This window comes from Kineothrix sp. MB12-C1 (genome assembly GCF_030863805.1).
Taxonomy (GTDB): domain Bacteria; phylum Bacillota; class Clostridia; order Lachnospirales; family Lachnospiraceae; genus Kineothrix.
In genome coordinates this window covers 3,685,520-3,700,425 of the sequence record NZ_CP132957.1, presented here as the reverse complement: position 1 = coordinate 3,700,425, position 14,906 = coordinate 3,685,520, and the positions used below count along the sequence as shown (strand labels likewise).

The 14,906-nt window shown below is 42.0% G+C and carries 11 protein-coding genes and 1 pseudogene; 4 read left to right on the top strand and 8 right to left on the bottom strand.

Annotated features, from left to right (window positions below; genetic code table 11):
* Positions 1-2 precede the first annotated feature (2 nt).
* From RBB56_RS16950 to RBB56_RS16915, 8 genes are all read right to left on the bottom strand, one after another.
* Entirely contained in the window at positions 3-1,409 is a 1,407-nt protein-coding gene (locus RBB56_RS16950) for a L,D-transpeptidase family protein (protein ID WP_306720135.1), read from the bottom strand.
* Positions 1,406-3,100 carry a biosynthetic-type acetolactate synthase large subunit gene (gene ilvB, locus RBB56_RS16945; RefSeq protein ID WP_306720134.1) on the bottom strand — a complete coding sequence of 565 codons (1,695 nt, stop codon included), beginning with the start codon at positions 3,098-3,100 and terminating at the stop codon, positions 1,406-1,408. Before ilvB ends, RBB56_RS16950 begins: the two co-directional genes overlap by 4 nt.
* 28 nt (positions 3,101-3,128) lie before the next feature.
* On the bottom strand, positions 3,129-4,799 hold the full coding sequence (gene ilvD / locus RBB56_RS16940; protein ID WP_306722202.1) for a dihydroxy-acid dehydratase: 1,671 nt from the start codon (positions 4,797-4,799) through the stop codon (positions 3,129-3,131).
* An 89-nt stretch (positions 4,800-4,888) separates the two neighbouring features.
* Positions 4,889-5,974 (bottom strand): 3-isopropylmalate dehydrogenase, encoded by a 1,086-nt coding sequence (gene leuB, locus RBB56_RS16935; protein ID WP_306720133.1) that lies wholly within the window; start codon positions 5,972-5,974, stop codon positions 4,889-4,891.
* A gap of 265 nt (positions 5,975-6,239) precedes the next feature.
* Complete coding sequence (gene yajC, locus RBB56_RS16930) at positions 6,240-6,539, bottom strand: preprotein translocase subunit YajC (protein ID WP_442905464.1); 300 nt, start codon at positions 6,537-6,539, stop codon at positions 6,240-6,242.
* A 183-nt stretch (positions 6,540-6,722) separates the two neighbouring features.
* On the bottom strand, positions 6,723-7,850 hold the full coding sequence (gene tgt, locus RBB56_RS16925; protein ID WP_306720131.1) for a tRNA guanosine(34) transglycosylase Tgt: 1,128 nt from the start codon (positions 7,848-7,850) through the stop codon (positions 6,723-6,725).
* 24 nt (positions 7,851-7,874) lie between these two features.
* The gene (locus tag RBB56_RS16920) at positions 7,875-8,873 is read right to left on the bottom strand and encodes a M15 family metallopeptidase (protein WP_306720130.1); all 999 of its coding nucleotides are present in this window, start codon (positions 8,871-8,873) and stop codon (positions 7,875-7,877) included.
* A gap of 222 nt (positions 8,874-9,095) precedes the next feature.
* Positions 9,096-10,166: a lactonase family protein gene (locus RBB56_RS16915; RefSeq protein WP_306720129.1), complete on the bottom strand. Its 1,071-nt coding sequence runs from the start codon at positions 10,164-10,166 to the stop codon at positions 9,096-9,098.
* Positions 10,167-10,410: 244 nt separating this feature from the next.
* Here RBB56_RS16915 and RBB56_RS16910 point away from each other — a divergent pair, with 244 nt between their 5' ends.
* The 4 genes and pseudogenes from RBB56_RS16910 to RBB56_RS18540 all read left to right on the top strand — a co-directional run bounded on the left by RBB56_RS16910 (position 10,411) and on the right by RBB56_RS18540 (position 14,761).
* The gene (locus tag RBB56_RS16910; protein WP_306720128.1) at positions 10,411-10,953 is read left to right on the top strand and encodes a helix-turn-helix domain-containing protein; all 543 of its coding nucleotides are present in this window, start codon (positions 10,411-10,413) and stop codon (positions 10,951-10,953) included.
* Between the two features lie 62 nt (positions 10,954-11,015).
* Positions 11,016-12,089, top strand: a complete 1,074-nt coding sequence (locus RBB56_RS16905; RefSeq protein WP_306720127.1) for an ABC transporter ATP-binding protein — start codon at positions 11,016-11,018, stop codon at positions 12,087-12,089.
* On the top strand, positions 12,079-12,906 hold the full coding sequence (locus RBB56_RS16900) for an ABC transporter permease (RefSeq protein WP_306720126.1): 828 nt from the start codon (positions 12,079-12,081) through the stop codon (positions 12,904-12,906). The genes RBB56_RS16905 and RBB56_RS16900 overlap by 11 nt, the downstream gene beginning before the upstream one ends.
* A pseudogene (locus tag RBB56_RS18540) lies at positions 12,903-14,761 on the top strand (extracellular solute-binding protein). Before RBB56_RS16900 ends, RBB56_RS18540 begins: the two are co-directional and overlap by 4 nt.
* Positions 14,762-14,906: the final 145 nt, after the last annotated feature.

Here is a 14,906-nt window from a genome sequence, read left to right as displayed (position 1 = left end):
TATCAGTAAAACATAACAACCGGTGTTCCTACCTCTACCATTTCATAGAATCTGCTCATTTCCTCATAAGGCGTATTAATACATCCATGGGAACCATTCGTCTGATAGATTTCTCCACCGTATTCACTCCTCCACGAGGCATCGTGAATTCCGATGTTTCCTTTTACCGGCATCCAGAAATTCACATGAGAGGCATAACCCGGACCTCTTAAAATACGATTTTCCTGTTTTCCGTATACATAATTGACTCCCTCCGGTGTCCCCATACGTCTTCCCGTATTACCGGTAACTACTTGAGTCTGAAGTTCCAGACGGCCGTTCTTATAATAATACATTTCCTGCTCTTTCATATCGATTTCAATGTAAGTACTACCGATATCATCCTTGCCCTGTTTCCAGCCTTTTTGCATGTATTCAGGCGTGTGTATCCCTTTTTCCTTTTCTCGAAAAGCCTTCTTTAAATAGACCTTTTCTGCCTTACGGTTCAGCTTGTTTCCATAGATACCACCCTCAACGGCTACCATCTCTCCCCGCGTAGCTTCAAAATGCCTGATTCCGCCTACCGTATCATATTCATCCGCAAGCTTTTCTATAAATTCTTCGATCTTAGAATCATCGACAGCCAGATTACCCTCTTCATCGTAAAGAAAGCTTCCGTCCTCTCCTCTCGCGATCCAATTACAAACTACCGCTCCATCAATCGGGACCTGCTCTTCACCGAATTGATAGATAATCCGGCAATCTTGAAACTCCTCTATTTTTTCCCAAAGAGAAATAGTCTCTTTCATCTCTTCATCGAGCGGCAGATCCTCATAGCAGCCTTCTGTTCTAAGATCTACTTCATCTTCAAAGTGATTCAGAGCCCCTTTAATTGCTTCTTCTGCACTATCCTGATTCAACACATCGATACGTTCGTTAGCCAGTTCATAGCCACGCGGCGTTCTAAGCAGGTATACTTCCCGCTCTCCGTCACTTAGTGTATCGGCAAAGAGAGAAAGATTCGCCAAAATTTCCTCAAGACGTTCTTCTTCATAGGAAACAACAGGAACCAACGTCTGTTCTTTGGAAGATATCACCCATAGATAAGGATTCTGTTTGTTTAGGTAAATGTGTAAAGCCTCTGTAAAATCAAAGGAGAATCCTATATCGTCTCCTTTTATCTTATATGAATATCCTTCCTTATCCAAAACTCTCAGCCCCGAGTAATTGCATTCCTTTAATAGTTCTTCGTTCACTTCCTCCACGGTCTTGCCGGTACAATAGATTCCGTTAATCCATGTACCGTAGGAAAATCCCCCTTCGTAATATCTTGCAAGCCCGACATAAGCTCCCAAAAGCAACATCGCAACGATAAAGAAGGTAATAATGAGGCCTCCTACTATTTTCCTGTTTGTATCCGCTTTTTTCATTTTACCTTTGCCAAATCCCTCTCATCAAAGGCTTCCTCAATCGCCGAACCGGCAGGCACCATAGGGAATACCTTATCATCCTCTTGGATAATACATTCGATAAGAACCGGTTTTCCCAAAGCAATCGCTCTCTCTAAGGCCGGCGCCACTTCTTCCTTAGTCGTGACACGAATGGCTTCACACCCAAGTCCTCTGGCTACCATACAAAAATCTACCTTATCATTTAATACGGTCTGCGAATACCTGCCTTCATAGAATAGACTCTGCCACTGACGTACCATTCCAAGAACATGATTGTTCATAACGATTTGAATAATAGGAATATCGTACCTGCTCGCCGTAGCTAATTCATTCATATTCATACGGAAACATCCGTCGCCTGCAATATTCACACAAATCTTATCAGGCCTTCCCGTCTTTGCCCCGATACATGCGCCGAGTCCATATCCCATCGTCCCAAGGCCACCTGAAGTAATGAAAGTTCTCGGCTTGGTATATTTGTAATATTGAGCTGCCCACATCTGGTGCTGCCCTACATCCGTACTGATAATTGCCTCCCCCTTTGTTATTCTATCTAATTCCTCCATAACAAAAGGACAAGACAATTCGCTTCTATTATAATTCAAGGGATGTTTTTCTTTTAATTCTTGTATATGTGCAATCCATTCTTTATGTTCCATTTGAGGCATTTTCTTATTAATAATAGAAAGAACCTCTTTTAAATCACCCACGATGGACGCTTCTGTTTTAATATTTTTATTGATTTCCGCCGCGTCAATATCGATTTGTAGCACTTTGGCATGACTTGCGAACTTCTGGGGATTGCCTACTACACGGTCAGAGAATCTGGCTCCTAATGCGATAAGAAGGTCGCACTTGCTCACCCCTAAGTTAGATGTCTTCGTTCCATGCATTCCAATCATTCCTGTATAAAGAGCATCATGCCCGTCGAAGGCACCTTTTCCCATCAGAGTATCGCAGACCGGAGCATCCAACTTCTTCACGAATTCCTTCAATTCATCGAAAGCATCGGAAATGATCGTCCCGCCGCCTACATACAAATAAGGCTTTTTCGATGCTGCAATTAATGAAAGAACTTTCTCAATATCCTCTTCGGTGTAAGTGGATGGATTCTGTTCCGCCGTATCTTCCTCGGAATCTCCCGTTAACGGTTCAAATTCACATAAAGCTGCCGTCACATCTTTCGTAATATCCACAAGTACCGGTCCCGGTCTTCCACTCTTCGCAATTTGGAATGCCTTGCGCAGGGTATCTGCCAGAATACTTACATCTTTAACAATATACCCATGCTTTGTAATGGGCATAGTAACCCCGGCAATATCTACCTCTTGGAAAGAATCTTTTCCAAGAAGAGGGAGGTTGACATTACATGTAATCGCTACCATCGGTACGGAATCCATCTGTGCTGTAGCGATTCCTGTTACCAGATTAGTAGCTCCCGGACCACTGGTAGCCAAGCATACCCCCGTCTTTCCTGTAGCTCTTGCATAGCCATCCGCCGCATGAGCTGCTCCCTGTTCGTGGGCTGTTAAAATATGCCTGATTTCTTTACTATGTTTATATAATGCGTCATATACATTTAAAATCGTTCCGCCCGGATAACCGAAAACAGTATCTACGCCTTGCTCTTTTAAACATTGTACTACGATTTCCGCACCTGTTATCTGCATTTATTTCGCCTCCCTATCTCCGCGTTTCTTATTTCTTCGGTATTTCCAGAATAGCTCCTCTGTTTCCGCTTGTTACCATCTCACGGTAACGGGCAAGATAACCCGTTACTATCTTAGGCTCTCTCGGCTGCCAGTTCTTTCTTCTTTCTTCCAGCTCTTCTTCGGAAACTTTCATATTAATTGTATTCTCAGGAATGTTAATGCTGATAATATCGCCTTCCTCTACAAGGGCAATCGGACCGCCTACTGCCGCTTCCGGAGAAACATGACCGATAGAAGCACCTCTGGATGCTCCTGAAAATCGTCCGTCTGTAATAAGCGCCACACTATCATCCAATCCCATACCGGCGATTGCGGAGGTCGGATTTAACATTTCACGCATACCCGGTCCCCCTTTAGGACCTTCATAGCGGATAACTACCACATCCCCTGAAACGATTTTACCGCCTTTGATGGCATCGATGGCATCCTCTTCGCAATCAAATACTCGTGCAGGACCTTCATGTACCATCATTTCCGGAAGGACTGCTGAACGTTTTACTACGCAGGAATCCGGTGCCAAATTTCCTTTTAATACAGCAATTCCGCCATTTTCACTATAGGGATTATCCAAAGGTCTTATTACTTCAGGATTCCAATTCACACAGCCTGCAATATTTTCGCCTACGGTCTTTCCTGTCGCTGTAATAAGATCAGTGTATAATAAATCTTTTTTATTTAATTCATTCATTACTGCATAGACACCGCCCGCTTCATTGAGATCCTCCATATAAGTAGGGCCGGCCGGAGCCAAGTGACAAAGATTCGGTGTTTCTGCCGATAGTTTATTGGCAATATCCAGATTCAAATCAATGCCTGCTTCATGTGCAATCGCCGGAAGATGAAGCATAGAGTTGGTGGAGCAGCCAAGTGCCATATCCATACGAAGAGCATTGATAAATGCCTTCTCTGTCATAATATCGCGGGGTTTAATATCTCTTTCCAGCAATTCCATAATCTTCATACCGGCATGTTTCGCCAGTCGGATTCTCTCAGAATATACTGCTGGAATCGTACCATTTCCCTTCAGACCCATACCGAGCACTTCGGTCAGACAGTTCATAGAGTTAGCCGTATACATACCGGAGCAGGAACCGCAAGTCGGGCATACCTTCTCTTCGAATTCCTCTAACTCTTCTATACTCATCGTACCTGCCGCCACACTTCCTACTGCTTCGAACATAGCAGAAAGACTCTTTTTCTCTCCTTTTACACGTCCTGCAAGCATAGGTCCGCCGGATACGAATATCGTCGGGATATTGATTCTAGCTGCCGCCATTAACAGACCGGGTACATTCTTATCACAATTAGGCACCATCACGAGTCCGTCGAAACCGTGAGCCATCGCAACCGCTTCTGTACTATCGGCGATTAAATCCCTCGTAACGAGGGAATATTTCATACCGATATGTCCCATAGCAATCCCGTCACATACTGCAATTGCCGGGAATACGACGGGCATACCTCCTGCCATCGCCACTCCCAATTTTACCGCATCTACTATTTTATCCAGGTTCATATGTCCCGGAACAATTTCATTATAGGAACTGACAATACCGATCATCGGGCGTTTTCTTTCTTCTTCTGTATAGCCAAGAGCATTAAATAAACTTCTATGAGGCGCCTGTTGGGTGCCTGTCATTACGGAATCACTTCTCATATTCATCTCTCCTATCTTTATTAGTAACTGTTCAGTGCCCTCACAGTTATATTCTTTCTATTATAGCATCATTTCTTTTGTACAACTACTTATTTAATCTTTTCTGCCAGCAACTCTCCCATCCGCGAACAGGATACTTGCTCACAACCCTTTGACATAATATCGGCTGTACGGAAACCTTCCTTTAGCACGTCTTTCACCGCTTGCTCAATCGCATCCGCTTCCTGATCCAAATCAAAAGAATAACGAAGCATCATAGCTGCCGATAAGATAGTAGCAATAGGATTCGCTATATCCTTGCCTGCAATATCCGGTGCAGAACCGTGGCTCGGTTCATACAGTCCGAATTTCGTATCGTTTAAGGATGCAGAAGCCAACATACCGATAGAACCGGTTACCATGCTCGCTTCATCGGACAATATGTCTCCGAACATATTCTCTGTCAAAATAACATCGAACTGTGCAGGGTCTTTTACAAGCTGCATCGCACAATTATCCACCAGCATATGTTCCAACGTAACCTCCGGATAGTCTTTGGCAACTTCCTCCACTACAGTTCTCCATAGTCTGGAGGAATCTAAAACATTGGCTTTGTCCACGCTAGTCACCTTACCGCGTCTTTTCTTTGCAATATCAAAGCCCTTTATCGCAATACGGCGTATTTCATTCTCATCATAGACAAGAGTGTCTGTCGCTTTTCGAATGCCGTTTTCTTCTACTGTTTTCCTCTCACCGAAGTAAAGTCCTCCGGTAAGCTCTCGCATAATCATCATATCAAAACCTTGTTCGCTAATTTCCTCCTTTAAAGGGCAAGCCTGCGCCAATTCTTTATATAAGATAGCCGGTCTTAAATTAGCAAACAAATTCAATGCTTTTCTAATTCCCAAAAGTCCCGCTTCCGGTCTTAAGTTAGGAGGAAGCTTATACCAGGGAGAGGTAGTGGTATCTCCGCCGATAGATCCCATGAGGACAGCATCTGCCGCCTTTGCTGCCGCTATCGCCTCCTCTGTCAGAGGAACGCCATGTACATCGATGGAAGCACCTCCCATCAGGATGTCTGTATATATAATCTGGTGGCCGTAACATTCTGCCGTCTTATTCAATATCTTCTTCGCTTCTGCGACGATTTCCGGCCCAATACCATCGCCGGGAATACATGTAATCTTTAATTCCATACGTTATCCACTCCCTTAATTTCATTCTTTGATGTAGTACAGTACAAAAGCCTGTTCCTATCATAATATATTAAAATATATGAAATTTCAACCCTGATGAAACAAAAGTGTGCTGTGCCCACTCTCACGATTTAAACTTTTAGCAGCACAGCTTTTGTTCCGCGCGCGTAGCTGCGCATCAATCGCTTCTTTAATAGGAGCACTTTCCTAATTAAACAAAAAGACGATGGGACAACCCCTATCGTCTTTTCTCCTCGTATCACTTTTATGCTTCCGGCTTCTCTACTGCAGCAATTGCAGTTTTCTGCATAGGTATACGGCAATTCTTGTTATTACCGAATTCCACAATAACAGTATCATCTGTAATATCGATTACAATACCGTAAAAGCCACTGCTTGTCAGAATGCTATCTCCTATTTCAAGGGAAGACAGCATTGCGGACATTTTCTTCTGCTCCTTCTTCTGAGGACGAAGCATAAAGAAATAGATGAAACCAACTATAAGCACGATATAAAGAACCATAATCATTCCAGCCCCGGCGCCGCCTGCCGCCTCTGTTAACATAATACCCATTCGTAATTCCTCCTAATGTCTCTTCTTTCCTTATTCTAAAAAATATCATACACAACTTCAATGTATAAAACAAGTAGTTTATTCACTTTTTATGTTATGATTCACACCCTGCGGGTGCGTACCGCAACCATACTCAGCCCATTTAAGCCATCTACGGCGGGGGCTGCATATCAATCAGCCTTCCGTCATGCCTTCTAATTTCCGCTTTTTATAAGCGGCGAAGTTACCTTCATCGAGAGCTTCTCTGATCTCTTCCATCATTGTATTATAAAAATAGAGGTTATGAAGAACGCAAAGCCGCATTCCCAGCATTTCTTTCGCTTTTAACAGATGTCTTATATATGCCCGGGAATATCTGCGGCATGCCGGACATCCGCATCCTTCTTCAATGGGACGTTCATCCAGTTCAAACTTCGCATTAAATAAATTGATTTTTCCCCGATTCGTATATAAATGTCCGTGGCGTCCGTTCCTGGTCGGATACACACAATCGAAGAAGTCAATACCGCGCTCCACGCCTTCTAAAATATTGGCCGGCGTGCCTACTCCCATTAAATAAGTAGGTTTGTCCACCGGAAGGTGAGGAACAGTTTCTTCCAGAATATAGTACATTTCTTCGTGGCTCTCCCCTACAGCAAGTCCGCCCACTGCATAGCCATCCAGTTCCATTTCTGAAATAATCTTAGCGTGTTCTATGCGGATATCCGAAAAAATCGCTCCCTGATTGATAGCGAAGAGCATCTGCTTTTTATTAATGGTATCTTCCAAACCATTCAAACGGCTCATCTCTTTCTTGCAGCGTTCCAACCATCTGACCGTTCGATCCACAGACGCCTGCACATAGCCGCGTTCCGCCTTGCTGGAAGGACATTCATCGAATGCCATCGCTATGGTCGATGCCAGATTCGACTGAATCTTCATACTCTCTTCCGGTCCCATGAAAATCTTGCGCCCATCGATATGTGATTGGAAATAAACGCCTTCTTCTTTAATCTTCCTAAGAGAGGATAATGAAAACACCTGAAATCCTCCCGAATCGGTCAAAATAGGCTTCTCCCAGGACATGAACTTATGAAGTCCTCCCAGTTTCTTTATCACTTCATCGCCTGTCCTTACATGGAGATGATAGGTATTAGATAACTCCACCTGTGTCTTGATCTGCTCTAAATCTTCTGTAGAAACGGCACCTTTAATAGCCGCTACCGTTCCCACATTCATAAATACCGGTGTCTGAATAACGCCGTGCACGGTATGCAGCTCGCCTCTTTTGGCTCTGCCCTCCTGCTTGATTAATCGATACATATTTTCACTTTCCTGCCTGTATTGTTATAGGTAACTTTCTGTAAATTCTTCCAGCGTAATTCCTTCTTCCATAATAATTGTCGCTGCTTCTTTTCCTACATAACGAAAATGCCACGGTTCATATTCTATACCGGTGATGTTTTCCTTCCCCGCGGGATAACGCAAGATAAAACCATATTCACAGCTATGCTCAGCCAGCCACTTTCCTGCCTCGGTATCACCGAATCCTCGATCCAGTGCCGCATACCCGTCACTCGTAATATCTATAGCAAGTCCTATCTGATGTTCGCTCGCCCCCGGTACCGTTACCGTCTGTGACGCTATCTTATAAGCATCCATATACGACATTTTCTTCTGCATATATGATTTAATCTTACGGTTAAATAAATATTCCTGCCTGCTCATATCGCGATAAGGAGAACGAATTACCAGGTTGATGTCATTATCCTTCGCCCCTTGAAGCATAGCGAACAATTCCTCTCTGATACGCCCGTCACATTGCATACTGCCTTTGATCGTTACAAGCTCAAACGTATAATCATCGGGAATCGGATGTTGCTTATTAATAAGAACAAGTCGCCAGTCATCCGAATTGAATTCAGTCTCCGTTCCCTCTTCCCTCTTACTTTCGTTATTTATACTATCTCCATATTCCTCATTTTCTTCCAGAATATCTTCCAGAGTATACTGATCCTCATCCTCCAATCCATGATGCTCTGACATTCTGTAGAAATCCACCTCTTCTGTCTCTTCTATTACTTCCGTAGCAACCGGAGCCTCCTGATTATTTATTAGGACCGGCTCTGCATCCTCCATAACGGAGGCTTCGTCAAACTTCCCTATGGATTCAGTTGAATCCGAAATTGAAGCGCTCTCATCTTCCATCGGAAAAGAAAATGCGAAACTACTATTTAACATAAAAAATAAGACAACGAAACCTACACCGGCATATCTCTTCCCGTTATCTTTAAAATGCCGCAGCGAATAATATCCTGTCAACACAACTGTCAAAAAAAATAGCATTGGCTCTTTTAAATGTTTGTTTTTTTTCACTATTTTCAAAAAAACATTCCGTACATTTTCTCTAAACTCTTTATCCATACGATACCACATCTCCGCCGCACTTATTTGAAGAGTTACACAATATTCGTATTCCTTGCAAATAAACACAATTTTCTACAATATATGATATCATATTTATCGCATTTGTACACTATTTTTTCCTAGTAAATAAGTATCACCTTTTTAATTCTTTACATTCGTAAGTTTATGAAAAATAATACAGTTCGGCTGCTCCACCTTCACTTCTGGCCCATTCATCACCAGCAGTCCCTTCTGTGTATCCACATTAAAAAAGGTCATACTATTAGATTCATGATTTAAGGAGACCAAATGCTTATTATCCGGGAAAAGGGAAGCATCTTTCGGATAGTCTCCGCTTACAGGCAGACAAAACAGCTTGGTAAGCATCCCTGTTTCTTGATCTATCCTATAAATAATGACGCTGTTATCTCCCGAATTAGAACTAAGCAGGTAATTGAAATCAAAAGAAAAATTAAGCGCGCTGGCTGCCGCATTGCTGGAATGATATTCATTCAGCGTAGAAATATTTTGTATTTTCTCAAATTCCGGATTATTGTTCTTATTTTCATATTTGTAAACATCGATATAGTTTTTCAGTTCATGCACAATATAAAGAAATCTGCCATCCTTTGAGAACTTGAGATGTCTCGGTGCGGACTCCTGCTCACTTCTGATAACGTCCGCTAACTTCAAGGTCCCTTTTTCCCTGTCAACCGAATATACCTTTACATGATCCATTCCCAAATCAGCCGCACATAGATATCTATTATCCCTCGTCATTTTCACACAATTCACATGAGGGCGGGAATGCCTCTCCGCCATACTTCCAAGACCTTTATGAAAGATTTCATCCGTAATATGGCTGATAGCACCATTATCCGTCAACCGCAGCACCGTTATCTTACCGTCATGATACCCCGCTACAAAGAGATACTCATCGTGGTAATCCGTAGATAGATAACAGCCTCTCATTCCATTGATCGAGGCGAAGTTAATCATTTTAAGATCACCATTTTCCAAGATTTCATAAGCTTCCACACCGAAGTCCGTAATCGAATAAAGATATTTCTGGTTGTGAGATATTGTTATATAGGAAGAGTTCGTAATTTCCACATGATTTTTTTCCGTCATTCTTCCTTTCTTTACATCTACATCATAAATTTTTATTCCGCGCTTGTCCCCCACCCCTGTTGTATAGGTAGAAACATATGCTACATATTTTTCATTTCCCATAGGATTATTCTCCTTTTTTAGATTTCTGACCTTTTTAGACAGTATACCATAAAGGGATTTTTTTGTTAACTGACATTCTGAATTTTCTGGATCTTAAATTCTTTATTTTTCCTATTTTTTCTATTGACATTGTATTAAGTCCTAGTATAATTGATATCAGTGTTTGTTTAGTACCAGTAAACTTTGTGTTTACCTTTTCTTGACAAAAGGATATGACACTTCCCTTTTAGAAAAGTGGTAACTTATGAAAATTGGAAATAAATTAAAAGAATTAAGAATACAAAAAGGGCTGACGCAGGAGGAACTCGCTTCCCGATGCGAATTATCAAAAGGCTTTATTTCTCAGTTGGAACGCGATCTGACATCTCCTTCCATCGCCACGTTAATGGATATTTTGCAATGCCTAGGAACTGATTTACAAGAGTTTTTCTCTGAAAATCCTCAGGAGGAGCAAATCGTCTTTCATGAAACAGATTACTTTGAAAAAATAGATGATGAACTTGGCAATAAGATTGAGTGGATTATTCCTAATGCGCAGAAAAACATTATGGAACCGATCCGGCTCACTCTGGAACCCGGTGGTTCCACATATCCCGACAATCCCCATGAGGGGGAGGAATTCGGATATGTACTCGCCGGCAGTATTATTATTACATTGGGTAAGAAAACAATCCGTGCTAAAAAGGGGGAGACGTTTTACTTCACCTCCAATACCACTCATTATATTACAGCAAATAAGAAAACCGGAGCAGTCATCCTTTGGGTTAGCTCTCCGCCAAGTTTTTAATAGTCCTTAGCCTGACTTTGGATTATACTTAAGATTATTTTACCTACCGGAGGATTGTTTATATGAACAAAGAATTAATTAATCTAATTGATATATCGAAATCTTTTGATGGAGAAATGGTGCTCGATGAACTGAATCTGAGCATCCATGAAAATGAATTTCTTACACTATTAGGTCCAAGTGGATGTGGAAAAACAACTACGCTGCGTATTCTCGGCGGCTTTGTCAACCCGGACCATGGCCGGGTTGTTTTTGACGGTAAGGATATTACCTCCACACCGCCCAACAAACGCCTGCTTAATACTGTATTCCAGAAATATGCTCTGTTCACTCATATGAATATTGCAGAAAACATCGCTTTTGGATTGAAGATTAAGAATAAAAGTAAAAGCTATATCGACGATAAGATTAAATATGCCTTAAAGTTAGTTAATCTGGATGGATATGAAAAACGTATGCCCGACTCATTAAGCGGCGGCCAGCAACAGCGTATCGCTATTGCCAGGGCTATTGTTAACGAGCCTAAGGTACTTCTTCTGGATGAACCCTTAGGCGCTCTTGACTTGAAACTTCGTCAGGATATGCAATATGAGCTGATTCGTCTGAAGAATGAACTCGGAATTACCTTTATCTATGTGACCCATGATCAGGAAGAAGCTCTCACCATGTCCGATACTATTGTGGTTATGAATCAGGGCTATATTCAGCAGATCGGAACTCCTGAAATCATATATAACGAACCCGAGAATGCCTTTGTCGCTGACTTTATCGGAGACAGCAATATTATTGATGCCATGATGCTTGAAGATAAGCTGGTATCCATCCTCGGTGCGAAATTTACTTGCGTGGATACAGGCTTTGGACATAACAAACCGGTAGACGTGGTAATCCGCCCTGAAGATATCGAACTTACAAAGCCGGAAGCTGGAAACATTCAAGGCGTTGTTACCCATTTAATCTTCAAGGGCGTTCACTATGAAATGGAGGTTACTGCGGGCGGCTTTGAATGGCTCGTCCATTCCACCGGCATGTTCCCCGTAGGAACACCGGTAGGTATTAAGGTCGATCCTTTTAACATCCAAATTATGAATAAACCGGCATCAGAAGACGAGGAGGCGGTAGGTGTTGAAGAATAAGAAATCATCTCAGTGGCTTTTATCCTCTCCGTATATTACATGGGCGATTATTTTCATTGTCGTTCCTCTATGTATGGTATTTTACTATGGATTAACCGATAAAAGCGGTACTTTTACCGCTGAAAATGTAGTTGCTATGATGTCAGCAGAACATGCTAAAGCGCTCTGGCTTTCTCTCGGTTTGTCCCTAATCAGTACGATCATTTGCTTTTTCCTCGCTTATCCCCTTGCGATGATTCTGGCAAATATGAACGTAAATCAGCATAGTTTTATCGTACTTATCTTCATCCTTCCCATGTGGATGAACTTTTTGCTCCGTACGCTTGCATGGCAGACTCTTTTGGAGAAAACAGGAGTTATTAATAATATACTCTCCTTCCTTCATCTGCCTGCCTTGAATATTATCAATACACCTTATGCCATTATTCTCGGCATGGTTTACAACTTTTTACCATTTATGGTGCTGCCCCTTTACAACTCACTTGTAAAGATTGACTCGAATGTCATCAATGCTGCTAAGGATTTAGGTGCGAACAATATACAGACCTTTTTCAAGATCACGTTCCCCCTCTCCCTTCCCGGAGTGATTAGCGGTATTACCATGGTATTCATTCCGGCGCTTACCACCTTCGTTATCAGTAAACTCCTCGGTGGAAGCAAGATTCTTTTAATCGGTAATGTTATTGAAGAGGAATTCACACAGGCGGGCAATTGGCACTTGGGAAGCGGACTTTCTATCGTACTTATGATTTTCATTCTCATTAATATGATCGCCTCCGCTATCTTCGATAAAGATGGGGAGGGATCCGCATTATGATACGAACAACTGCTAAAAAAATATATATAGCCCTTATTTTTATTTTCCTCTATGCCCCTATCGCCACTCTTATGGTATTATCCTTCAATGCCAGCCGGACAAGAGCAAAGTGGGGAGGTTTTACTGTCAAATGGTATTTCTCTCTTTTTGAAAATAGAGAAATCATGCAAGCCCTCTGGAATACGCTTCTCATCGCGTTCATCTCCTCTCTGGTAGCCGTCATTATCGGAACCGTCGCTTGTATCGCTATTAACAGTATGAATAAACGAGGACGCAGCATTATAATGGGTGTAACGAACATCCCTATGCTGAATGCGGATATCGTAACGGGCATTTCCCTTATGCTCCTTTTCATCAGCTTAGGACTTAAATTTGGTTTGGGAACGATTCTCTTAGCACATATTACCTTTAACATTCCTTATGTTATCTTATGTGTTATGCCGCGAATGAAACAGTTAAGTCCCAGTACTTATGAGGCCGCTTTAGATCTCGGTGCTTCTCCTGTTCTCGCATTTTTCAAAGTAGTCTTTCCCGACATACTGCCGGGTGTATTATCAGGATTTCTGATGGCTTTTACCATGTCTTTGGACGACTTTATCATCACTCACTTCACGAAGGGTGCCGGTGTTGATACGCTTTCCACGAAGATTTATACCGAAGTAAAAAAAGGAATCAAACCCGAAATGTACGCGCTGTCCACTATTATCTTCGTTACAGTGCTATTACTTCTATTCCTTGTAAATAAAGCACCGAAAGAAAAATCATGAAAATAAGTTAGGAGGATATTACCACTATGAAAAAATTATTATCTATGCTATGTGTATCTGGCGTGGTTCTTCTGTCTTTTGCAGGCTGCGCATCTTCCTCTTCCGGAACAAACGGAGAGGTTATCGTATATAATTGGGGCGAGTATATGGATCCCGATGTTATCGGCCTTTTCGAAGAGGAAACAGGAATCAAAGTTATTTATGACGAATTTGAAACGAACGAAATCATGTATCCCAAGATTGAAGCCGGGGCTTCCGAATACGATGTTATCTGCCCTTCCGATTACATGATTCAAAAGATGATCGACAATGATTTGCTTGCCGAACTTAATTTCGACAATATTCCTAATGCAAAAGCCAATATCGGAGCACAGTATTGGGAGCAGGCACAGGAATTTGACTCCGAAAACAAGTATTCCGTACCTTACTGCTGGGGAACCGTAGGAATTCTCTACAATAAGACGATGGTAGATAAGCCCGTTGACAGTTGGAGCATATTATGGGACGAAGAATATAAAGATAATATTTTAATGCAGGATTCCGTTCGCGATGCCTTTATGGTCTCTTTGAAATTAAACGGCTATTCCATGAACTCCACAGATACTGCCGAGCTCGAAGCGGCAAAGAACTCTTTGATAGAGCAAAAACCTCTCGTTCAAGCTTACGTTATCGATCAGGTCCGCGATAAAATGATTGGCGGAGAGGCTGCTATCGGTGTTATTTATTCGGGAGAGGCTATCTTCACACAAAGAGAGAATCCCGATCTGGAATACGTTATTCCGAAGGAAGGAACGAACGTATGGATTGATTCCTGGGTAATCACTAAAAACTCCAAGAATAAAGAGAATGCAGAAAAGTTCATCGATTTCATGTGCCGTCCTGATATCGCTCTGCAAAACTTCGAATATATCACTTATTCCACACCAAACGATGCTGCCAGAGAACTGATTGAGGATGAGGATATTAAGAACTCTACCATTGCTTTCCCGGATTTATCACAATATTCCAATCTGGAGACATTCCAATATCTGGGGGAAGACGGTGACTATATGTATAATGAGCTTTGGAAAGTAGTGAAGTCAAATTAATAAGAAAATCCTGCCCGGCCAGATGGCTGCGGATGAGATTGTATAGCTGAGTTTATCTGTATTTAATCAAAACTTAAGCGCCAGATATCTAAACGGTATCTGGCGCTTCTTGTTTATTACTGTTTACGAATTATTCTTATCTGAT

Excerpts from the sequence above, each read along its gene's own strand:
- RBB56_RS16950 (WP_306720135.1), bottom strand. The coding sequence starts at position 1,409 with ATGAAAAAAGCGGATACAAACAGGAAAATAGTAGGAGGCCTCATTATT.
- ilvB (WP_306720134.1), bottom strand. The coding sequence starts at position 3,100 with ATGCAGATAACAGGTGCGGAAATCGTAGTACAATGTTTAAAAGAGCAA.
- ilvD (WP_306722202.1), bottom strand. The coding sequence starts at position 4,799 with ATGAGAAGTGATTCCGTAATGACAGGCACCCAACAGGCGCCTCATAGA.
- leuB (WP_306720133.1), bottom strand. The coding sequence starts at position 5,974 with ATGGAATTAAAGATTACATGTATTCCCGGCGATGGTATTGGGCCGGAA.
- yajC (WP_442905464.1), bottom strand. The coding sequence starts at position 6,539 with ATGTTAACAGAGGCGGCAGGCGGCGCCGGGGCTGGAATGATTATGGTT.
- tgt (WP_306720131.1), bottom strand. The coding sequence starts at position 7,850 with ATGTATCGATTAATCAAGCAGGAGGGCAGAGCCAAAAGAGGCGAGCTG.
- RBB56_RS16920 (WP_306720130.1), bottom strand. The coding sequence starts at position 8,873 with ATGCTATTTTTTTTGACAGTTGTGTTGACAGGATATTATTCGCTGCGG.
- RBB56_RS16915 (WP_306720129.1), bottom strand. The coding sequence starts at position 10,166 with ATGGGAAATGAAAAATATGTAGCATATGTTTCTACCTATACAACAGGG.
- RBB56_RS16910 (WP_306720128.1), top strand. The coding sequence starts at position 10,411 with ATGAAAATTGGAAATAAATTAAAAGAATTAAGAATACAAAAAGGGCTG.
- RBB56_RS16905 (WP_306720127.1), top strand. The coding sequence starts at position 11,016 with ATGAACAAAGAATTAATTAATCTAATTGATATATCGAAATCTTTTGAT.